The organism is Stenotrophomonas sp. (assembly GCF_032061965.1).
In the GTDB taxonomy this organism is placed as follows: Bacteria; Pseudomonadota; Gammaproteobacteria; order Xanthomonadales; family Xanthomonadaceae; genus Stenotrophomonas.
Genome location: NZ_DAMBEF010000028.1, coordinates 1 through 20,370, shown reverse-complemented (window position 1 = coordinate 20,370; position 20,370 = coordinate 1). Strand labels below are relative to the sequence as shown.

23 protein-coding genes and 1 tRNA gene are annotated in these 20,370 nt (G+C 63.4%); 16 read left to right on the top strand and 8 right to left on the bottom strand.

The window, feature by feature from the left end:
• Positions 1 to 82 precede the first annotated feature (82 nt).
• The 9 genes from RT460_RS14150 to RT460_RS14110 all read left to right on the top strand — a co-directional run bounded on the left by RT460_RS14150 (position 83) and on the right by RT460_RS14110 (position 5,799).
• Positions 83 to 766: a S24 family peptidase gene (locus RT460_RS14150; RefSeq protein ID WP_313319561.1), complete on the top strand. Its 684-nt coding sequence runs from the start codon at positions 83 to 85 to the stop codon at positions 764 to 766.
• 35 nt (positions 767 to 801) lie between these two features.
• Positions 802 to 1,440 (top strand): BRCT domain-containing protein, encoded by a 639-nt coding sequence (locus RT460_RS14145; RefSeq protein ID WP_313319560.1) that lies wholly within the window; start codon positions 802 to 804, stop codon positions 1,438 to 1,440.
• Positions 1,441 to 1,606: 166 nt separating this feature from the next.
• Positions 1,607 to 1,885 carry a hypothetical protein gene (locus RT460_RS14140; RefSeq protein ID WP_313319559.1) on the top strand — a complete coding sequence of 93 codons (279 nt, stop codon included), beginning with the start codon at positions 1,607 to 1,609 and terminating at the stop codon, positions 1,883 to 1,885.
• On the top strand, positions 1,882 to 2,289 hold the full coding sequence (locus RT460_RS14135) for a hypothetical protein (RefSeq protein WP_313319558.1): 408 nt from the start codon (positions 1,882 to 1,884) through the stop codon (positions 2,287 to 2,289). The genes RT460_RS14140 and RT460_RS14135 overlap by 4 nt, the downstream gene beginning before the upstream one ends.
• On the top strand, positions 2,286 to 2,771 hold the full coding sequence (locus tag RT460_RS14130; RefSeq protein ID WP_313319557.1) for a hypothetical protein: 486 nt from the start codon (positions 2,286 to 2,288) through the stop codon (positions 2,769 to 2,771). Before RT460_RS14135 ends, RT460_RS14130 begins: the two co-directional genes overlap by 4 nt.
• A gap of 106 nt (positions 2,772 to 2,877) precedes the next feature.
• The gene (locus RT460_RS14125) at positions 2,878 to 3,588 is read left to right on the top strand and encodes a hypothetical protein (protein ID WP_313319556.1); all 711 of its coding nucleotides are present in this window, start codon (positions 2,878 to 2,880) and stop codon (positions 3,586 to 3,588) included.
• Positions 3,588 to 4,682 carry a hypothetical protein gene (locus RT460_RS14120; RefSeq protein WP_313319555.1) on the top strand — a complete coding sequence of 365 codons (1,095 nt, stop codon included), beginning with the start codon at positions 3,588 to 3,590 and terminating at the stop codon, positions 4,680 to 4,682. Before RT460_RS14125 ends, RT460_RS14120 begins: the two co-directional genes overlap by 1 nt.
• Before the next feature lie 7 nt (positions 4,683 to 4,689).
• On the top strand, positions 4,690 to 4,983 hold the full coding sequence (locus tag RT460_RS14115; protein ID WP_313319554.1) for a helix-turn-helix domain-containing protein: 294 nt from the start codon (positions 4,690 to 4,692) through the stop codon (positions 4,981 to 4,983).
• A gap of 582 nt (positions 4,984 to 5,565) precedes the next feature.
• Positions 5,566 to 5,799: an AlpA family phage regulatory protein gene (locus RT460_RS14110; protein ID WP_313319553.1), complete on the top strand. Its 234-nt coding sequence runs from the start codon at positions 5,566 to 5,568 to the stop codon at positions 5,797 to 5,799.
• Between the two features lie 36 nt (positions 5,800 to 5,835).
• Here RT460_RS14110 and RT460_RS14105 read toward each other — a convergent pair.
• The 3 genes from RT460_RS14105 to serS form a co-directional block, all read right to left on the bottom strand.
• Positions 5,836 to 5,925 (bottom strand) — tRNA-Ser (locus RT460_RS14105).
• A 61-nt stretch (positions 5,926 to 5,986) separates the two neighbouring features.
• Complete coding sequence (locus RT460_RS14100) at positions 5,987 to 6,979, bottom strand: LysR family transcriptional regulator (protein ID WP_313319552.1); 993 nt, start codon at positions 6,977 to 6,979, stop codon at positions 5,987 to 5,989.
• Between the two features lie 156 nt (positions 6,980 to 7,135).
• Positions 7,136 to 8,413, bottom strand: coding sequence for a serine--tRNA ligase (gene serS, locus RT460_RS14095; protein ID WP_313319551.1), 1,278 nt, complete (start codon positions 8,411 to 8,413; stop codon positions 7,136 to 7,138).
• A 110-nt stretch (positions 8,414 to 8,523) separates the two neighbouring features.
• Here serS and RT460_RS14090 point away from each other — a divergent pair, with 110 nt between their 5' ends.
• Together RT460_RS14090 and RT460_RS14085 are read left to right on the top strand one after the other, a co-directional pair.
• Positions 8,524 to 9,180 (top strand): energy transducer TonB, encoded by a 657-nt coding sequence (locus RT460_RS14090; RefSeq protein ID WP_313319550.1) that lies wholly within the window; start codon positions 8,524 to 8,526, stop codon positions 9,178 to 9,180.
• A 107-nt stretch (positions 9,181 to 9,287) separates the two neighbouring features.
• Positions 9,288 to 9,776: an energy transducer TonB gene (locus RT460_RS14085; protein WP_313319549.1), complete on the top strand. Its 489-nt coding sequence runs from the start codon at positions 9,288 to 9,290 to the stop codon at positions 9,774 to 9,776.
• On the opposite strand, the gene aroA is transcribed toward RT460_RS14085, so the two are convergent.
• From aroA to RT460_RS14065, 4 genes are all read right to left on the bottom strand, one after another.
• On the bottom strand, positions 9,766 to 11,079 hold the full coding sequence (gene aroA / locus RT460_RS14080) for a 3-phosphoshikimate 1-carboxyvinyltransferase (protein ID WP_313319548.1): 1,314 nt from the start codon (positions 11,077 to 11,079) through the stop codon (positions 9,766 to 9,768). The two genes, RT460_RS14085 and aroA, sit on opposite strands and share 11 nt — an antisense overlap.
• Before the next feature lie 171 nt (positions 11,080 to 11,250).
• Positions 11,251 to 12,456: a prephenate dehydratase gene (gene pheA / locus RT460_RS14075; protein ID WP_313319547.1), complete on the bottom strand. Its 1,206-nt coding sequence runs from the start codon at positions 12,454 to 12,456 to the stop codon at positions 11,251 to 11,253.
• Positions 12,457 to 12,506: 50 nt separating this feature from the next.
• Complete coding sequence (gene serC / locus RT460_RS14070; protein ID WP_313319546.1) at positions 12,507 to 13,592, bottom strand: 3-phosphoserine/phosphohydroxythreonine transaminase; 1,086 nt, start codon at positions 13,590 to 13,592, stop codon at positions 12,507 to 12,509.
• A gap of 132 nt (positions 13,593 to 13,724) precedes the next feature.
• A complete protein-coding gene (locus RT460_RS14065) occupies positions 13,725 to 14,531 on the bottom strand; it encodes an FHA domain-containing protein (protein WP_313319545.1) in 807 nt (268 codons plus the stop codon).
• Between the two features lie 118 nt (positions 14,532 to 14,649).
• Here RT460_RS14065 and RT460_RS14060 point away from each other — a divergent pair, with 118 nt between their 5' ends.
• From RT460_RS14060 to RT460_RS14045, 4 genes are all read left to right on the top strand, one after another.
• Positions 14,650 to 14,925 (top strand): polyhydroxyalkanoic acid system family protein, encoded by a 276-nt coding sequence (locus RT460_RS14060; protein WP_313319544.1) that lies wholly within the window; start codon positions 14,650 to 14,652, stop codon positions 14,923 to 14,925.
• 78 nt (positions 14,926 to 15,003) lie between these two features.
• A complete protein-coding gene (locus tag RT460_RS14055) occupies positions 15,004 to 15,471 on the top strand; it encodes a phasin family protein (RefSeq protein ID WP_313319543.1) in 468 nt (155 codons plus the stop codon).
• A 284-nt stretch (positions 15,472 to 15,755) separates the two neighbouring features.
• Positions 15,756 to 16,556, top strand: a complete 801-nt coding sequence (locus RT460_RS14050) for a YggS family pyridoxal phosphate-dependent enzyme (protein WP_313319542.1) — start codon at positions 15,756 to 15,758, stop codon at positions 16,554 to 16,556.
• Between the two features lie 104 nt (positions 16,557 to 16,660).
• Entirely contained in the window at positions 16,661 to 17,689 is a 1,029-nt protein-coding gene (locus tag RT460_RS14045; RefSeq protein ID WP_313319541.1) for a restriction endonuclease, read from the top strand.
• A gap of 100 nt (positions 17,690 to 17,789) precedes the next feature.
• Here RT460_RS14045 and RT460_RS14040 read toward each other — a convergent pair whose 3' ends face one another.
• Entirely contained in the window at positions 17,790 to 18,230 is a 441-nt protein-coding gene (locus tag RT460_RS14040; RefSeq protein ID WP_313319540.1) for a nuclear transport factor 2 family protein, read from the bottom strand.
• Between the two features lie 108 nt (positions 18,231 to 18,338).
• Here RT460_RS14040 and RT460_RS14035 point away from each other — a divergent pair, with 108 nt between their 5' ends.
• The gene (locus RT460_RS14035; RefSeq protein WP_313319539.1) at positions 18,339 to 20,021 is read left to right on the top strand and encodes a long-chain fatty acid--CoA ligase; all 1,683 of its coding nucleotides are present in this window, start codon (positions 18,339 to 18,341) and stop codon (positions 20,019 to 20,021) included.
• The last annotated feature ends 349 nt before the right edge of the window (positions 20,022 to 20,370 follow it).

The window sequence follows — 20,370 nt, the reverse complement described above, 5'->3', positions numbered from 1 at the left end:
CGCCAGAGTTTACCTATGGGTACATCAAAAGCAATACCCGCAGGTCAGTTACTTGCGGGTAACATCCTGTCACGCTTCTCAAATGACAAAAGCTGATCGTCGCCGCGTGCTCCTCCGCCAACTCATCCAAGAGCGCTTCTCTGGTGTATCTGCGCGTTTTGCCGATGCCGTAGGGATTACACCTTCGTATGTGTCGCGGATGCTGTACCCGGAGGGCAAAGCAGGAGCAAAGCGCATCGGGGAGGACTCCATCGAGAAGATTGAGCAGGCTCTCGCCATCCCCGGTTACTTTGCCGGCACCGGAGTTGACTCCGAAGTAACAATCTCATCCCCGGCGACGCGCGAAGGCTACGTTCACGTCCAGCAATTGGACGCGACGGCCGGCATGGGAGAAGGAGTGGAGAACTTAGACAATCCGGATGTGATCCGCGCTATCGACTTCGAGCCTAGCTACATCCGCAGCATCGTCGGCTTCGTCCCTACACCCGGGAGGCTGTGCCTTATCTCCGGCAGTGGCGACTCAATGACGCCAACTATCCAGCCTGGCGATGCCGTGGTTGTGGATACAGGCATAACCTCGTTCGATGGGGATGGCATCTACCTGATCAACATGGGGAACGGTCACCAGATCAAGCGATTGATCGATCGGGGCATCATTCACGTCGCAAGCGAGAACAAGAGCTATGGCGACCCGTTCCCCATTCCAGAAGGCACGATCATCGGTGGTAAGGTCTACCTGCGAAACAGGATAGAGCGGTTCAACTGAGCTAGTCCCAAGCATCTATTCAAGGAGGGGGAAGGATGTTTTTCAGGAAAGATGGAGACCGCGCACCGACTGGTGGAATCACCGAGTCGCGCAGGCAGGATCGAAGCACGAACGAACTTGTTGGGCTTTGCCGGGGGTTGCTGGCAGATGGCCATGTCAGCCAGATGGAGGCCGAGTTTCTGAAGGACTGGATCGAGCGTAACTCGGCCTTTGTCGGCGAGTATCCATTTGCGCAGATCTATCGCCTGCTGTCCGACATCCTCAGCGACGGCGTGATTGATGACGAGGAGTCCGCGGACCTCCACGACACTCTGATTCGCTTCGTGGGTGGTGAGGCATTTGACGCCAAGGGACAGACCGCATCGCTCTCGACCAGCCTCCCTGTGACGGAGCCGCAGCCAACGATCTCCCATACCGGCGCCGTCTTCGTCGTGACTGGCACCTTTGCTTTCGGGACTCGCTCGGCAGTCCATGAGGCCATTGAACAGCGCGGGGGCCTCATCGGAGGTAGCCCAAGCCGAAAGACCAACTACCTGGTGATCGGGGAACTGGGCTCCCGCGACTGGATCAACAGCAACGCCGGGACAAAGATCCTCAAGGCGGTGAGCCTGCGAGACGCCGGACATCCCATCGCAATCGTTTCCGAACCCCATTGGGTCAGCCATATGCGGTAAGCCGCCGCTCCCCCACTCCAACCTAAGAGCCCCGCCCGCGCGGGGCTTCTTTTTACCTTAACGGGAACTATTTACCCGAGGGTATTGCACATAATATATACCCGCGGGTAATCTCTGTCCGTGCCCCGCGAGACGCCCATCCGGGAAGGGGCTGGAGATTCGGTCAATGGCCACCGCCCGCCAGTCCTGGCAAAACCGCTACCGTGCCGCCCGATCGGCATACAAGTTCTGGGGCTACTTCGAGCGCCACCACCCCAGCGGCGACACCCCGCAGTTCCTCCATGAGTCGCTGGACGCCTGCCCGCTATTCAAGCCCACACGCCTCCATGGCGACGTGCTCGGCTGGTTCACCGCCAACGGCGCAAAGAGCCTGCACAAGTTCCGCATGCTGCACCTGGCCAAGCCGGCCCCCCTGCCTGGCGCACGACTTGGCGGTGCTGCATGAGCCGCTCCGGGTACAGCGACGACTGCGAGAGCTGGAGCCTGATCTGCTGGCGCGGAGCCGTAAGTGCCGCACTGCGGGGCAAGCGCGGACAGGAGTTCTTGATCGAGTTGCGTGACGCTCTCGACGCAATGCCGATCAAGAAACTGATCGCCGACGAGCTGCAAACGGTTGATGGATGCCATTGCACCCTCGGTGTTATTGGCTCCCAGCGCGGCATTGAACTGGGCGCGATTGATCCCACCGACCGCGACGCGGTCGCACAAGCCTTCGGGATTGCTCCAGCGATGGTTGCCGAAATCGTCTTTATGAACGACGAGGCCTCATGGAACGCCGAGACGCCCGAGGCTCGTTGGGGACGCATGCGCGAATGGGTTGGCAGCCAGATCCACGGCGGTGTCGCATGATCCGCGCCCTCCTCGCCTCCCTGCTGCTCGTCCTGGGCGGCTGCGCCGCCACCGGCCAGCCTGAGCCCTCCCCGGCCGCTGAGGTCACCACCGATGGCGAAGTGACCATCCCGGCCGACCTCGTCATCACGAGCCCGCGCATCTGCGCCGCCCTCGCCGTCTATGAGCTTGCCGACCACGACGACTGGGGACTGCGCGGCACCATCGCAGCAACTGCCCTCAATGGCTTTCGCGTCGCCGATCGCGTGCCGAACTGCGCCGCCGCCGTCGCCGTCGCGCTGACTGCCGAGTTCTCCCCTCGCCGCTGGCAGAACGCGCTAGACGCCGTCGATGCCGTCGCCAGCGGCTCCTACCCCGTTCCAGACGCATGCGCCCGGGCAACCGCGGTCCTTCCCCTCTCCGCGGTCAACGCCGGCTCCCCTTCGGCTGCCCGGGCGCATTGCGTCATCTATGACCTGGCTTTCGTCGGCGGTGCGCAATGAAGCACCAAACACGCACGTTCGTCGAAGCCCTCGGTTTCACGCTGGCCGCTGCCGTCGTTATCGGCGCGCTCTGCGCGCTCCTCTCCTACTAATTGAGGAAGTCCCCATGCAAGTCATGATCTCGCACGACACACCTCTGCCCGCCTGCCACGCCGGTCACACCGCGCGGCACATGCACGACAAGCGCCGGATGGAAGCTGACGGTGGCCACAGCATTGAATGCAAGTGCAGCCATACGGGCCGTCATTCCGACTTCGATGGCGCGATGCGCGAGTGGCAGCAGATGCAGGGCATCGCAAAGCCCGCGACGAAATCGCGGCCAAGGGCAGCAAAAGCCACGCCAGGCGAAAACGTGCCAGCCACGGTTGGCGTAATCACTTGCCTGGATAGCATGCAGCGCGAAGCCATGCGCCGCGCACTGGCTGGCGACTTCGAACTGGCGGATGCAATGGAATTGCTCAGCAAAGGACGTATGCGAGCAGGCCACCACTACGGCGGCGCCTGGCACGAGTACGACCTGCAGTTCGGGATCTGGATCGGCGGGAGATTGCAGGCATGCGCTTATGGTCCTGCGGTGGGTTGCCAGATCGTGGACTGCTCAATCGATTGCGACTGCAGCAGCGAAGACGACCCCGAAACCAAACTGGTGATTGGGCTCAACGAAACCGTTCTATTCACTCATTTCGATGGCGTCGAGATCCCCGAGCACTACACCAGCGGCCGCACCCCCATATGGGCGCAAGGCGTCATCGATGCCTATCGAGCCCAGGCAGCCAAACCAGAACAAGCCACCTTCTTTCCATCTGAGGCCGCGTAATGCACGCAACCATCGATTCCTCTGTCCTTGCGTCTGCGCTCAAGCTCAGCGTCGCCCCGACGACAAGTCCGCACCCCACGATCATGCACGCCCGCGTGCAAGCCGATGGCGATTCGTTGGTATTCGAGACGACGGACACCGCGACGTACATGCGCCACACCCTCCCATGCGTAGTGAAAGAGCCCGGCTCAGCATTGCTTCGCGTATCCCTTCTGCGTCCAATTGCTTCGGCTCCTGGCGAGATCATCCTGCGCGACGACGGAAAAGTCTCGCGTGGTCGCAGCAACTTCAAGGTGCCCGCGGCAGACGTTGAAGCGTGGCCCGAAGAACGCGAGGAAAGCTGGCAGACCGTGACCATTGATCCGGAAATTTTGGCTGCAGCGATCAAGAGCGCAGGCTATGCCGCCAACGACGACACGATCTACACAAACATCCGCGGCCTGCATATCGATAACGGCTTGGTATGGGGTAGCGACGGTGTGTCCCTCTCGTATGTTGCGGTGAACTACACCGGCCCTTCCATCACGGTTCCCGATGGGCAGGTCTCTCGGCTTTTGGGAATGCTGCAGGAAGGGGCGAAGGTGGAGATTGGGGCAGTCAATGGTGACATTGCGGGGGTTCTCCGTGTCACCAACGGTCAACAGCAGCTAAGCATCCGGCTGCTCGGCGCCAAGTCCACCGACATTCGCGGAATCGTCAAGGCATCAAGCTACGCAAGTCAGCACAGCTCCATCAAACGTGACCCGCTGTGGGCTGCAGTGAAGCGCTTCCTGCCGTTCGCTTCGATTCTGGGCGAGAGCAAGGCCAAGGGCCTGCCGGTGATAGTCCTGGCAATGGTCAATGGCGAGTTGTATCTCGCAGATCGCGCTGAGGAAAACCGGGAAGTGATCAGCGATGCAGTCCTCTCAGCGGGCCCCGACTTCCGCGCCGCGCTAGACCCTCGCAGGCTGATATCGGCCTTGGCTGCAGTGGGCAGCAACGTTATTGCGCTGCACGCGCCGGAAAAGGGCAAGGGAATTTCGAGTTGGCTCATGTACGAAGACGAAGGCGACCCGGACGCGACCGCCCACCTCATCGTTCAGATAAACCTGTGAGGCAGCCATGACCCAAGCAGCCCAATGCGCGGAATTGCTCGGCGCCCTCAAACAGCGCGCGATGACCGCAACTGAAATCCACATGGAGTTGGGCATCGCGCGCGCAAGCGCACGTGTCCACGACCTGCGCCGGGACGGCTATGTCATTCACTCAACTGAGCTGACCGTACTCAATCGCCGCGGCAAGAAGTGTCGTGTGGCGCAGTACAGCGTGCCCACTGAGCAGAAGCTTCTCATCCCCCACTTGCCGGGCCGCTCCCGGTACACCCATCGCCCAGGGAAGAAGGACGCCAATTCATGACTACTCACAGCGAACAGCAGAACGCCGCAGCGCAGGAGGCGGTGGCGTGGCAGCGCCGCTATGCCCGCCCGCGCCGGATGGCTCGCGCTACGAATGGCACGAAATCTCCCGCGAGCAGTATCTGGAAGCGTCCAAGGGGAAATGGGCGAGTGCCTACGAACTGCGCGAGTTGTTCGATAGACCCGCCCCCGTCGCCGCAGCGCCGGAGGGGTTCGTGATGGTGCCGGTGGACTCTGTCGTGCCGTGCGGCTGCGGCTGTCATCGCCACTGCTGCCGACACTGCGGGTATGAGCTTGGTGGACACGCCTCCCGCCTGCCGGGGGTGAAGGATGCGTGATCCAGAACAACAGCGCGCCGTCGTCGGCTACGCCACTCACGGCACACAGTCTGTCCTCGATGAAGTCGGTGGCCTCTCGAGCATTCCGAAAGCTGGAAGTGCTGAAGCGGTGAACGCGGAAAATGTCGCATGCGAGGTATCTCAGCACGCTACTCCGCTCCTCTTATCCCTCTACGGCAGCCCCCTTGTCCCTGCCACGCGTGTCAATCATCACACCTGCATTTCGACGCTAGAAGGAGAGCGACATGGTTGACGAAATCGCGCTGCTGCCACTGAAGGAGGTGAAGCAGAAGGTCGGCATCAGCACGGCCACCATCTACCGGATGATGGCCCGCGGCGAATTCCCGAAGCCGCGCAAAATCGGCACAAAGTCGCTGTGGTTCCAGCCCGAAATCGATGCCTTCATCATGGCCGTGGCACATGGAACAAGCTGGCCCCAAAAGGTGGGGCAAAGCATGGGGCAAGACATTGCGGCATGAAAAAAGCCGCTGTAATCAGCGGCTTAGATCAACTCTTGGCGGACAGAGTGGGATTCGAACCCACGGAAGGTTTGACCCTTCGCCGGTTTTCAAGACCGGTGCCTTAAACCGCTCGGCCATCTGTCCGTTGCGTACCCGGCTGCGGTACGGCCGGGGCAGCATTCTCGCATGACTGCCCCGGTTTTGTTCAACCCGCTTCGATCGCGAGTGACCCGGCCATCGAAGCGCGAATCTTCTCCTTGGCCCGCTCGCAGGCGCCGCCGCAGTCCAAACGCGAGGCCTCCAGCTGTGGCGGCAGGTGTTCGGCCAGGAAATCGATGAACACCCGCACTGCCGGCAACAGGCCGCGACGCGAGGCGAACACGGCATGACAGATGCCTTGCGGCAGCGACCAATCCGGCAACACCACTTCCAGCTCACCGTTGCGCACCGCTTCGGCACAGACGGTTTCGGGCAGCATGGTGATGCCGAAACCGTCCTTGACCATGGATTGCAGCAAGGGGAAGTCGAAGCCGGCCACACGCGGCTGCAGGTCGACGCGACGCACTTCACCTCCCGGGCCGTGCAGCTCCCAGCGTTGCCGTGCCTCGTCCTCGCTGATACTCAGGGTGACGTGGCTGGTCAGGTCTTCCGGCGTGGATGGGCGCCCGGCGCGATCCAGATAGGCCGGACTGGCCACCAGCAACTCCTGCACCTGACCAAAGCTGCGCATCACCAGGCTGCCGTCGTCGTCAAGGCGCGAGCGGACCCGCAACGCCACGTCGTAGCCCTCATTGATGATGTCCACGCGGCGGTTGCTGATGTTCAACTGCAACCGCACCTTGGGGTATTGCTCCAGGAACCTGGGCAGCAGCTTGGGCAGCTGCATCTGCGCCAACGACACCGGCACGCTGGCGCGTACCAGCCCCCGAGGTTCGGCACTGAGCCGGTCCACCACCTCGCGCGCCGCCTGCGCCTCGGCCAACATCGTCTGCGCATGGCGGTGGACGCTCATGCCGACATCGGTTACTGCAAAACGTCGCGTAGAGCGCTGCAGCAGGCGCACGCCCAGATCGGTTTCCAGCTGGCTGATGCGCCGGCTCAGGCGCGACTTGGGAATGCCCAGGGCGCGTTCGGCGGCGGCAAATCCGCCGTGGTCGACGACCATGGCGAAGTAATAAAGGTCGTTGAGATCCTGCATGGATTAATCCCAGAACTGGAACGAATCGCGCAATTCAACCACCTTTGTCCTGATTTTACAAATCAGACCCCAAACGGTCCTGTATGTATCTGAAGCCAAACGCAAAGGCCCGCATCGCTGCGGGCCCCTGCCTGGCTATTGCCTGGAAACTGCGCGTCAGCCCATGCGCTCGGCGCCGCCCATGTAAGGACGCAGCACTTCCGGAATGCTGATCGAGCCATCGGCATTCTGGTAGTTCTCCAGCACGGCGATCATTGCCCGGCCGACCGCCACGCCTGAGCCATTGAGGGTGTGCACCAGCTCCGGCTTGCCGCCGGGATTACGCCAACGCGCCTGCATGCGACGGGCCTGGAAGTCACCGCAGTTCGAGCACGAGGAGATCTCGCGGTAGGTCTGCTGCGACGGCAGCCAGACTTCCAGGTCATAGGTCTTGATCGCGGAGAAACCCATGTCGCCGGTACACAGCAGCACCTTGCGATACGGCAGGCCCAGCTTCTGCAGCACGGTCTCGGCACAGCCGGTCATGCGCTGGTGCTCCGCCTCGCTCTGCTCGGCGGTGCAGATGCTGACCAGCTCCACCTTTTCGAACTGGTGCTGGCGGATCATGCCGCGCACGTCGCGGCCACCACTGCCCGCTTCGGAACGGAAGCACATCGAATGCGCGGTCATGCGCAGCGGCAAGCGCTCGGCATCGACGATCTCGTCGCGCACGATGTTGGTCAGCGGCACTTCGGAAGTCGGGATCAGGTAACGGATCGACTCTCCCAGTGCGGTCTTGAACAGGTCTTCCTCGAACTTGGGCAACTGGCCGGTACCGCGCAAGGAATCGGCGTTGACCAGCACCGGCACGTTGGTTTCCTCGTAGCCGTGATCATTGGTGTGCAGGTTGAGCATGAACTGGCCCAGCGCACGGTGCAGGCGCGCCATCTCGCCGCGCAGCACAGTGAAGCGGGCGCCGGACAGCTTGGCCGCGGTTTCGGCATCGAGCCAGCCGTTACGGGCACCGAGCTCAACGTGGTCCTTCACCTCGAAATCGAACGTACGCGGGGTGCCCCAGCGCAGCTGCTCGACATTGTCGCTCTCGTCCTTGCCTGCCGGCACACCGGCTGCCGGCAGGTTGGGGATGCCCATCGACAGGGTCTCGATCTTCTCGCGCAGCACGTCCAACTGGGCCTCGGAGGCCTTCAGCTCGTCCGCAAAGGCAGCCACCTCGGCCATGATGGCCGACACGTCCTCGCCCTTGGCCTTGGCGTGGCCAATTGCCTTGGAGCGACTGTTGCGCAGGTTCTGCAGCTCCTGGGTGCGCACCTGGATACGCTTGCGGTCCGCCTCAAGGGATTCGAACGCGGCCACGTCCAGCTCATAGCCGCGGCTGTCACGCAGGCGTTGGGCGAGTTCGGCGGGCTGCTGGCGAAGAAGGGCTGGATCAAGCATGGATGTGCACTGTGTACGGATGTGAAAGGGGATTATCGCGCGAACCGCGACTTTCTGCCTCGCATTCGTAATCCTGTGCAAGAATCGACGCGTTCAAACCGGTCAGCCCCATGCCCGCTCCCAGCTCCCGCTCCGACCAGAATTTCACCTTCCAGCTGCCACGCAGCAGCCTGAAGATCGCTGGCATCGCCTTTGGCATTGGCGTGCTGCTGTTCCTGGCGGTGTGGCTCAACGCCCGCCGCCAAAACGAGTTCTACCGCGCCGATCCGGCCCAACCGCAGGCCGAAACCGCCGATTTGGCACCGCTGCCGGCACCGCTGCCCGCAGGCGCAGGTGCCAGCGACATGCCGGACGCCCGCCCGGAATCGGTCGAAGAAGCGCCGCAAGTGGTTGAAACCGCACCCGCCCCACCGCCGCAGCCGATCGCCGAAACGGCGCCGGCACCCACGATCGATCCGGCCGTACCTGCACCGGTTGCAGCCACGCCTACCGACCGTCCGGTGCCCCTGCCCGGCCAAAGCCCGCCGCCCACCTACCCTCCCGCCGCGCTGCGTCGCGGCGACAGTGGCAGCGTCGTGGTCCGCGTCGAGGTTGGTATCGACGGCACTGCGCTGGACGCAAAGGTGGTCCAGCGCAGTGGTTCGCGCGACCTGGACCGGGCTGCATTGGATGCCGTGCGCAATTGGCGCTTCCAGCCGGCACTGAGCAACGGCCAGCCAATGCAGGCGGGGCTCGAAATCCCCTTCGATTTCAAACCGGCTCAGTAACATGAACCCCGGCCCCACAAGGGGGTCGGGTTTAAGCCCAAGTCACCCCCGGGGTGCCCGCAGGCACCAGACTGGCCGCCAACGCGAAACGCATGGCGGCCATATCCATGGGCAGCATCCCCCACAACCCGTCCGAGACCACGACCAGTGCCCATGGCACCCCGACGGCATTGCTGTGGGCGCTGCTGTTCGCATTGTTGCTGGGCGTGGTCGGGGTCATGGGCTACCGCGCAACCCATGGCAGCGAAATCCTGCACAAGCCGGAGGTGGTCGCCGCAGCCCGACCGTCGCTTGAGCCTACGCAGACCCCTGCGGTCTTCAACCAGGAAGCCGAGCCCTTGGCCGACAACCCGGTCCCGCGCTACCCCGCACAGATGCTGGCCGACGGCACCGACGCCGACGTAGTGGTCAGGTTGCAGATCGATGCCAACGGCGCGGTGACCGAAGCGACGCTTCAGCCCCGCGAAGACAACGTCGACGAGCGCTTCGAACAGGCCGCCCTGCAGGCGCTGCGGGAATGGCGCTTCCGTCCCGAGGTACGCGAGGGCCACGCCATCAGCAGCGTGGTCTTGGTGCCGGTTGAATTCAGGCGCTGACGCTGAGGCCGAAACCGGCACCCGTCGCCAGGCTGTCGAAGCCGGGGAACGAGGTTGCCACGTTGGCCACGTCATTGATCCGCACTTCACCCGTGCTCAGCTGCCCGGCAATGGCGAAGGCCATGGAGATGCGATGGTCACCGTGGCTCTCGATGGTGCCACTGCCCAGCGCGCCACCGAAGATGGTGGCGCCGTCCTCGGTCTCGTCCACCCGCAGGCCCAAGGCCCGCAGGCCCGTCGCCATGGCGGCAAGACGGTCCGATTCCTTGACCCGCAACTCTGCCGCCCCACGCACCACGGTCTGACCCTGCGCGGCGGCGGCGGCAACGAACAGCGCGGGGAACTCGTCGATCATGTCCGGCACTACTTCCACCGGAATCTCCGCGCCCTTGAGCTGCGCATGGCGGACGACCAGGTCGGCCACCTGCTCACCACCATGTTCGGCGTGGTTTTCCTCGGTGATATCAGCGCCCATCAACCGTAGCGCGGCAAGCAAACCGGTGCGACGCGGGTTGAGCCCAACCGAGCGCAAGCGTACTTCCGAGCCCGGGATGACGCTGGCAGCGACGATGAAGAACGCAGAGGATGAAAAATCCGCCGGCACGGCGATATCGGTTGCCTGCAGTCGCTGACCCCCGCGCAGGCGCGCCTTGCCCGGCGCGAAATCAATCTCCACGCCGAAGGCGCGCAACATGCGCTCGGTGTAATCGCGGGTCGGGTGCGGCTCGATCACCGAGGTCTCACCTTGCGCATACAGGCCAGCCAGCAACACCGCTGACTTCACCTGGGCGCTGGCCACAGGCAACTCGTAATGGATGCCGTGCAGCGCTTGCCCACCATGGATGTGCAGCGGCGGTGTGCCGTCGTCCTGGGTATCAATGCGCGCACCCATCTGCGCCAGTGGGCCGGTCACGCGCCGCATCGGGCGCTTGGATAGCGATTCGTCGCCGATCAGGGTGGTGTCGAATGGCTGTGCGGCCAACAGGCCGGCCAGCAGACGCATGCCGGTGCCTGCATTCCCGCAGTCCAGGGGACCCTGCGGCGCCTTCAATCCGTCCACGCCAACACCGTGCACGATGCGCTGCGAGGGCGAAGGCGTTTCAAAACGCACGCCCATCTGTTCAAAAATCGCAGCCGTGGCGCGGGTGTCCTCGCCTTCCAGGAAGCCGTCGATGTGCGATACGCCATCAGCCAGCGCGGCAAACATCACCGAACGGTGCGATACCGACTTGTCGCCGGGGATGGTCAGCGTGCCCTGCAGGGCGGAACCTTTGCGTGCAATCCAGTACGGCTGGGAACTCATGCGGTCTCTCTAGTGTTCAGTGCGCCGAGGCGCTGTCAGCAATCCCTTCCCCGCGCGGGAGAAGAGCCCGTGCCCGCGAAGGCGGGGATGCCCTTGGGGCGGAGACGGTGCGGTGGCAAACAGGCCATCACCCCGACAACCCCTCGTCCGCAGGAAGAGGGGCTTTCAAGCTCAGGGCACGGCCACCGGGTAGGAGCCCAGGATCTTGATCTGCGCCGAATGTGATTTCAGCTCGGCCAGCGCAGCCTGCATCGATTCGTCCTCGATATGGCCGGCCAGGTCGATGAAGAAACCGTATTCCCACTTGGCCTGATGCGAAGGACGTGACTCGATGCGGTTCATGCTGATGCCATGACGCGCGAACGGGCTGAGAACATCGAACAGCGCACCGGGCTTGTCGTGGATGAACACCAACACCGAAGTGCGGTCGTGCCCCGACGAGGGGAACAGCTGGCGACCAATCACCAGGAACCGCGTGGTGTTGTCGGCGTCGTTCTGGATCGGCTTGGTCACGACCTTTTTCAGGCCGTAAACATGGCCGGCACTCTCGCCACCGATGGCGGCTGCATCATCGGCATTACGTGCGCGGCGTGCGCCCTCTGCGTTGCTGGAAACCGGGATCTTCTCGGCCTTGGGCAGGTTGGCACGCAACCAGGACGAGGTCTGCATGAACGACTGCGGATGCGCGTAGATGCGTTCGATGTCTTCGATGCGACCACTGCGCGACATCAGGTACTGCTGCACGCGCAGCTCGACCTCACCGCAGATCTTGAGGTTGGAGGTCAGGAACATGTCCAGCGTGATCTGGATGGTGCCCTGCCCCGAATTCTCCACCGGCACCACACCGAAGTCGGCGTTGCCGGCTTCAACCTCCTGGAACACCTCCTCGATGCTGGCCATCGGCAGCCCCAATGCGGAGCGACCGAAATGCTTGAGCACGGCCTGCTGGCTGAAAGTACCCTCTGGCCCCAGATAGCCGATCTTCAGCGGCTCCTGCTGCGCCAGGCAGGCCGACATGATCTCGCGATAGACATGCACCAGCACTTCGTCGCTGAGCGGGCCTTCATTGCGGTCCACCACCATGCGCAGCACCTGCGCCTCACGCTCGGGCCGGTAGTAATCGACGGCTGCGGCAAGCTTGCCCTTGGCCTTGCCCACCTGGTGCGCAAACTGCGCACGCTCGGCGATCAGGGCCTGGATGCTGCGGTCGATATGGTCGATTTTGGCGCGCACATCGGACAGTACCGGCTTGGCCATCGGCACCGCCTCTTCCTTCACCGTGGCGTTGACCCTGGTCTTGGCCTTGGGAGCTGACTTCACTTTTTCAGCCGGGGCCGGCTTGGTCTTGCTGGCGGGTTTGCTTGGCTTGGATGCCATGGTTCGTCTACCTGTTGCAGACCGGCGCCGCTGCGCCGGTGGGAATGGGGTCAGCCGTTGCGCTGCTGGAAGTCACGCATGAAGGCTGCCAACGCCTGTGCGCCTTCCAATGGCATGGCGTTGTAAAGCGAAGCGCGGATACCACCTACCGCCTTGTGTCCTTTCAGCGCCAGCAAGCCGGCGGCCTTGGATTCACTCACGAATCGGGCGTTGAGTTCGTCATCCGGCAGGAAGAACGGGATGTTCATGCGCGAGCGCACCGCCGCGGCGACTTCGTTGCGGTAAAACCCGCCAGAGCCATCGATTGCCCCATAGATCGCCGAAGACTTGGCCGCGCTGAGCCGGGCGAACGCCTCGACACCGCCCTGGGCCAGCATCCACTTGAACATCAGCCCTGCCAGGTACCAATTCCAGGTTGGCGGAGTGTTGAGCATGGAGTCACGCGCCACATGCGAGCGGTAGTCGAAGATATCCGCGCGTGGCTGGCCGCTACGTTCCAGCAGGTCACGGCGGATGATCACCACCGCCACGCCGACCGGTCCGAGGTTCTTCTGCGCACCGGCGTAGATGACGCCATAGCGCGAGACATCGATGGGCTCGGAGGCGATCGAGGAACTGAAATCCGCGATCAGCGGCACATCACCGACATCGGGGACGTCGCGGAACTCGACACCGTGGATGGTCTCATTGGCGGTGATGTGCACATAGGCCGCGTCCTTGGACAGCTGCCACTGCGATACCGGAGGAATATCACGGAAGCCACCGGCTTCCCCGCTGGCACCAATATGCGCATCAACGTAGGGCTTGGCCTGCTTGACCGCAGTCTTGCCCCAATGACCAGTAACGACGTAGTCGGCACGCTGGCCGGGAGCAGCGAAATTAAGCGGCATCAGCGCCTGCTGGGTGGTTGCACCACCGCCCAGGAACAACACCGCGTAGTCGTCCGGGATACCGATCAGTGCACGCAGGTCAGCGTCGGCCTGCTCCGCAACCGCCATGAAATCGGCACTGCGGTGGCTGATCTCGACAATGGACGCGCATACGCCATTCCATTCCAACATTTCCGCCTGCGCCTGGCGCAGGACCGATTCCGGCAAAGTCGCAGGGCCGGCACTGAAATTGAATGCGCGCGTCATGTCACACCTGTTGGGCAGAACCCCTAGTATGCCGCAGCGCAACAGCCTTGGGGGCTGCCGAAAAAGTTGCATCTGCACCCAATTGGCATTCCCTGCCAACGGCCAACCGCTGTGGAACAGACCCGCTTTGGATCAGCGAGCGCCGAACATCAGCAAGGCACTGATCGCTGCCCCCAGCAGCAAGGCGCTCAGCAACAGCCAGGGCCAGCGTCGGGCGCGGCGCGGTTGCTCGGGCACCGGGGCTTGCGCAGGCGCCGGCAATGGCTCGTCCGGGACGGGGAAAGCCTGCATCGCACTGGCCTGGCCCAACGGAACTTCCAGCACAAAGCGGTGATTGCCTTCGAACACCACCTGGTCGCCGGACTGCAGCCAGCAGTGCCTCACGGGCACGCCATTGACTACGCTCCCCTCGGCCGAGCCGAGGTCGCGCAGCAGCACCCGCTCGCCATGACGCTCCAGACGCACCTGCTGGGCCGGAAACGCCGGATCATCGATGATGATGTCGCTGGCTGCATCGCCACCCACAACGCGGGGCTTGTCCAGGGTGAAGCTGCGGCCATGGTGGCGCCCACCCACCCCGCGCAGCAGCACGCGCAGGTCCTCGCCTGGCTCGTCGGGCAGCTCGGGAGCATGTGCCAATTGCTCGCACTCACCGCGCAGCAGCATTTCAGTGCCATCGGCGTACACCGAGTCACCGGCGCGCAGCAACGCCATGCGCCGTACCGGACGGCCATTGACATGAATGCCGCGCACGCCACTGGCGACCTGCAGCCACACGCCTCGCTGGTCCGTGCAGAACTGGGCCAGCAGCAGCGGGCCGACGCTACCGTCGCCTAGACGCACTTGCCCGGAGGCATGGCGCACAATGCGCTGCACCCCCGCGGACAAGGTCTGGTCGGGTTGCTGTCGGTTGCTGAAGTGAACTTGCAGAGTGCGCACCGCAGCAGACTAGCAGGTCCGTCAGGCATGCAGAAGCCACCCCGGGGCTTGGACTACGCCTCACGGGTAAGCACAATGCCGCTCCTCCTTTTCAGCACGCCACACAAGGCCAGCCAGCATGTCCATGATTGATATCCAACACCCGCATTCCCTGCCCGACGACAAGGCCCGTACCGCCATCGCCGAAGTCGCCGAAAAGCTGCAGGAACGTTTTGACGTAACCACCCGCTGGGAAGGCCAGGTACTGCATTTCGCCCGCTCCGGCGTTGATGGCGCAATCGAACTGCTGCCGGGTGCCGTACACGTCAAGGCCGAATTGGGGTTCCTGTTGTCCGCCATGAAGGGCATGGTCGAATCGGAAATCCAACGTGTGCTGAGCGACAAGCTGGGCTGACCCGGTACCGTCACACGCTGCAAGCATTCAAGTCGTTACGGTGTTCCCCGGGATTTTCGACCCCAAAGGAGCCCCCTCATGACGACCCATGAACATCGCCCGGAAGATCGCAGCCACGGCAACCCCGGGCTGCAGGAGCAGGCAGAGCGCCTGGGCCGCAAGATGACCGAATCCGCCCAACAGGTCTGGCTTGCCGGACTGGGCGCGTTGTCGCGTGCGCAGAATGAAGGCAGCAAGCTGTTCGATACCCTGGTCAAGGAAGGCGAAAGCGTGGAGGAGCGCTCACGTGAAGAGTCCTCCCGCGGTGAAAGCCTGCGTGACACCGTGGAGAACACGCTGGGACAGGCTCGCGATCGCGCCGCCGGCACCTGGGACCGGGTGGAGCGCAGTTTCGAGGATCGCGTGCACCGCGTACTGCGGCGCATGGACATCCCCAGCCGTTCCGACATCGAAGCCCTCAACGAACGCCTGGATGCCCTCAACCGGCGCCTGACCCGGGCCGAAAGCCGTACGAGCCACGTTGAACCCGGCCCCGAAGAACATTGATGTTGCAAAGCAGCAAAAGCTGCGCAAGAATCAATACACCCGCCAGCAGTACCGCGCCGTAAGTCTCCCTCCCCTCACGGCTCCGGATGGCGGGTTTTTCTTGCCTGGCGTTTACCAAACCGGCTTGTGGATGCCCTGCAACCAAGCTGCATGCAGCCTGCCCCCTGCACGCCCCACCGGCTGCCCTGGGCGGCGCCTGGCGTGGTAGAAGAACGGCTTGACCCATGTACCGATGCACGAGCAGCCCCTTGGGGCATCCGCGGCGCTGCATCCCGGAGCTCGCCATGAACACCCCGGACACCCCCACCCGTCACGATCAGCATGGCGCCTATCCGCGTGCCGAAACGGTAGAGGATTTCCGCCACAACCTCGCTACCGTCCAGCAGCGCATCGATGCGGCCTGCCAGCGCGCCAACCGCCAGCCCAGCGAGGTTCGGCTGCTGCCCGTCAGCAAGACGATGGACGAGGCACACATTCGCCTTGCCTATGCCGCCGGTTGTCGCCAGCTGGGTGAGAACAAGGTTCAGGAAGCGCACCACAAATGGGAGGCGATGCAGGACCTGGCCGATTTGCAGTGGTCGGTGATAGGCCACCTGCAGACCAACAAGGCCAAGCTGGTGGCGCGCTTTGCGAGCGAATTCCAGGCCCTGGACAGCCTGCGCCTGGCCGAGGCCCTGGATCGTCGCCTGCAGCACGAAGGTCGGCAACTGGATGTATTCGTGCAGGTCAACACCTCCGAAGAGGACAGCAAGTTCGGGCTGCCGCCTGCCGACGTCGCCAGCTTCCTGCAGTCCCTGCACAACTTCAGCAGCCTGCGCGTCCGGGGCCTGATGACACTCGCGCTGTTTTCCGCCCAGCCCGACCAGGTTCGCACCTGCTTCGTGCGGCTGCGGGAACTACGTGATCGGCTTCGCCAGCAGGCGCCCGCGGGAGTTCAACTGGATGAACTTTCGATGGGCATGTCCGGCGATTTCGAGATCGCCATCGAGGAGGGGGCCACCGTGGTGCGGGTCGGGCAGGCGATTTTTGGCGCGCGCGCGGTACCCGACAGCCACTATTGGCCCGATACTGCCGCCCCCCGCTGAACACTCATTGCTGCGTATGTAAAAAGGTGCAGCACGTCCTCTTACGGCAGCAAGGGGGAATACCATAAGCTTGTGTTCTGCATCCTCTTTTCTCAGGCGCGTTGATGTTCTCCTGGATCCTGGCCCTGTCACTTGCATTGCTTTTGGGCGGGGTCGCCTCTGCTTACCTGTGGCTGGTCAAGCGCCGGCAAACCGAGGTGCAGCACGGCCTCGCGGCCTTGGCCGGCATGCGCTGGCGCGAGTTTTCCCGCATCGTGCACCAGGCCATGGCCGAACAGCGCGACCTGCACCCGCTCGCCGACAACGATGACAACGACCGTGGCACGAGCAGCGATTTCCTGCTGCAGCGGGCCGGCCAACGCTGGCTGGTGTCCTGCAAGCATGGGCGCGCCTATCGCTTTGGCGCCGCCGCGATCAATGACCTGGCTGCAGCGGTCGACCTGACCGGCGCACAAGGCGGCATCCTTATCACCGAGGGCCAGGTGGAGCGTGATGGCCTGAGCGCAGCCGGCAAGAACGCCATCGAAGTGATCGATGACAAATTGTTGTGGGCCCTGCTCAAACCCTATGTCGCCAGCGACACCCGCAACATGGTCACCGGCATCGCCCGCCGCGAGGCTGTCCGCCATACCGGTATCGCGGTGCTTGCCGCAATCACCTTGGGCTTGCTGGCCGGCATGGGCTACATGACATTGAGCGATGACGGCAGCAGCGGTGACACCCCGCCCGCCCATGTCGCCTCGGCCCCGGCAGCAACGCCTCCAGCCCCTCGGCCTGACGCACCCGCCGCTGCCGCCGCGGGCGGCAACGTCGCCGCCCCTGCCCCACAAGGCGCAGCCACTGGCGCGGTGAACGAGCGCGGCAATCAGGTTCAGGACCCGGATGAGCAGACGCTGGCCCGCTACCAGAAAGAAGTCTCCAAGACCTTGGCGACCACGCCAGGCGTGGTCAGCGGTATCTGGCTGACGCGCTCCACGCTGGCGATCGAGCGCACCGGTGACGCCACCGAGATCTGGCCGCGGATCTGCACGGTGTTGCAGCACTATCCTTCGCTACGCACCACCCGCGTGCAGCTCAACCCCCGCCCCGGCGTCGAAGAACCGGTGCGCTGGCGCCAGTGCAGCACGATCTAGGATCCTGGCATCGGCTCGCAGGCCTGCGCCCTTGCCGGCTACGCAAGGGCGGATGCCGGCACAGAGGCCGCGCATGGCTCGGCATCGGATTGCAACGGCGTTACTCGCCTACCGGCTTCCAGCTTGCGCTGTAGACCTGCCACGCGCCATCGCGCTCCCGCCAGCCGCTGGTCACCTCCTGCATCTGGCCGCGCTCCGGCAGCAGCCCCCTGTTGCCACCGGCCAGCAACACACTGAAACGCACCGTTGCCGTGTCCCCTTGCAGGTCGACCGACACTGGACCGGTCTGGATCGCCACTTTGCTGTTGAGCAACAGCTGTGCCTTCAAGAGGTTGTGCAGGCCCGGCTTGTCCAGCCCATCGTTGCCGACAAAGTCGGCCGACACTGACTCCATGAAATCCCGAGGCCTGCCCGCCTCCACCGCCTCCTGCATTGCAGCAATCGTCTGCCGCAGCCGTTGCTCGGGTGGTTCCGAGCGGCAAGCGACCATGCCAAGCAAGATCAGTGCAGTAAGCACGCAGTTGAGAACAGTTCGAATCATCTGACCCTCTTCGCCTTTTCAATTCGGAACGGTATGCTGACAGCAACGGCGTCGGCGCCCAGCTGCCGCGCCTGACCTAATAGATCATTCCATTTCCTGGAGGGGAAGATGAATCAGGAACGTCCCTGGCTGCAGAGCTACCCGGCTGGTGTACCGGCTGAAATCGACGTCAACGAGTTCCGCTCCGTTGCCGCCGTGTTTGACACGTCTGTGGCCAAGTTCCGTGATCGGCCTGCCTACTCCAATTTCGGCAAGACCCTCACCTACGGCGAAGCCGATGCGCTGGTGACGCAGTTTGCGTCCTACCTGCTCGGCGAACTGCAGCTCAAGAAGGGCGACCGCGTTGCGGTGATGATGCCCAACTGCCTGCAGTACCCGATCGCCATTTTCGGCATCCTGCGCGCTGGCCTGACCGTGGTCAACGTCAACCCGCTGTACACCGCACGCGAGCTCAAGCATCAGTTGATCGACGCAGAAGCCGCCGTGCTGCTGGTGGTCGACAATTTTGGCGATACCGTCCAGCAGGTGATCGCCGAGACCCCGGTCAAGCAGGTCATCACTACCGGCCTGGGTGACATGCTGGGCTTCCCCAAGGGCGGCATCGTAAACTTCGTACTGAAGTACGTGAAGAAGATGGTGCCGGACTACGACCTGCCGAACGCGATCCGCTTCAAGCAGGCACTGGCCCTGGGCAAGCGCCACACTTTGCCGGCGGTTGAAGTCGACCACGATGACATCGCCTTCCTGCAGTACACCGGCGGTACCACCGGCGTTGCCAAGGGCGCGATGCTGACCCACCGCAATCTGATCGCAAACATGCAGCAGGCCTCGGCCTGGATCAGCGCATCGGGCGTCAAGCCGGGCGAAGAAGTCATCATTACCGCGCTGCCGCTGTACCACATCTTCGCGTTGACGGCGAACGGGCTGGTCTTCATGAAGCTCGGCGGCCTGAACTACCTGATCACCAATCCGCGCGACATGAAGGGCTTCGTCAAGGAGCTGAAGAACAACCGCTTCACCGCCATCACCGGCGTCAACACGCTGTTCAATGGCCTGTTGAATACCGAAGGCTTCGACCAGATCGACTTCTCCAACCTCAAGGTTGCCCTGGGTGGCGGCATGGCCGTGCAGCGCGCCGTGGCGGACAAGTGGAAGAAGGTCACCGGCGTGACCCTGGTCGAGGCCTACGGCCTGACCGAGACTTCGCCGGCGGCCTGCATCAATCCGCTCAACCTGAAGGACTACAACGGTGCCATCGGCCTGCCGATCCCCTCCACCGACGCCTGCGTGAAAAACGACGACGGGCAGCAGGTGCCGATGGGTGAAGTGGGTGAGCTGTGCATCCGTGGCCCGCAGGTCATGAAGGGCTACTGGCACCGTCCCGACGAAACCGCCAAGGTGATGGACGCCGAGGGTTGGCTGCACACCGGCGACATGGCGCGCATGGACGAGAACGGCTTCTTCTATATCGTTGATCGCAAGAAGGACATGATCCTGGTGTCCGGTTTCAACGTGTACCCGAACGAGATCGAAGACGTCATCGCGATGATGCCTGGCGTGCTTGAAGTAGCCGCTGTCGGCGCACCCAGCGAGAAGTCCGGCGAAGTGGTGAAGGTGGTCATCGTCAAGAAGGACCCCAACCTCACCGAGGAGCAGGTAAAGGAATTTGCCCGCGCCAACCTGACCGGTTACAAGCACCCGCGCATCGTCGAGTTCCGCAAGGAACTGCCCAAGACCAACGTCGGCAAGATCCTGCGCCGTGAGTTGCGTGACGCCAAGCCGGAAGCTTGACCGAGCCGGAAACCTGTTGGTTTGAACGCAATTGACTGAAAGCCCTTCCCTGACCGGGAGGGCTTTTTGTTTGTGCGGTGCTCTTGAGCCGTGATTCCCGGGCAGGCGGGAATCGCTGCTGCCCTGGCCGTCTGCCCTTGAGTCGTCATTCCCGCGCAGGCGGGAATCGCTCCTGCCTTGGCCGCTTGCCCTTGAGTCGTCATTCCCGCGCAGGCGGGAATCGCTCTGGCCTTGGCCGTTCGCCTTGAGCCGTCATTCCCGCGCAGGCGGGAATCGCTCTCGCCGTGCCCGTTTGCCCTTGAGCCGTCATTCCCGCGCAGGCGGGAATCGCTCCTGCCTTGGCCGTTCG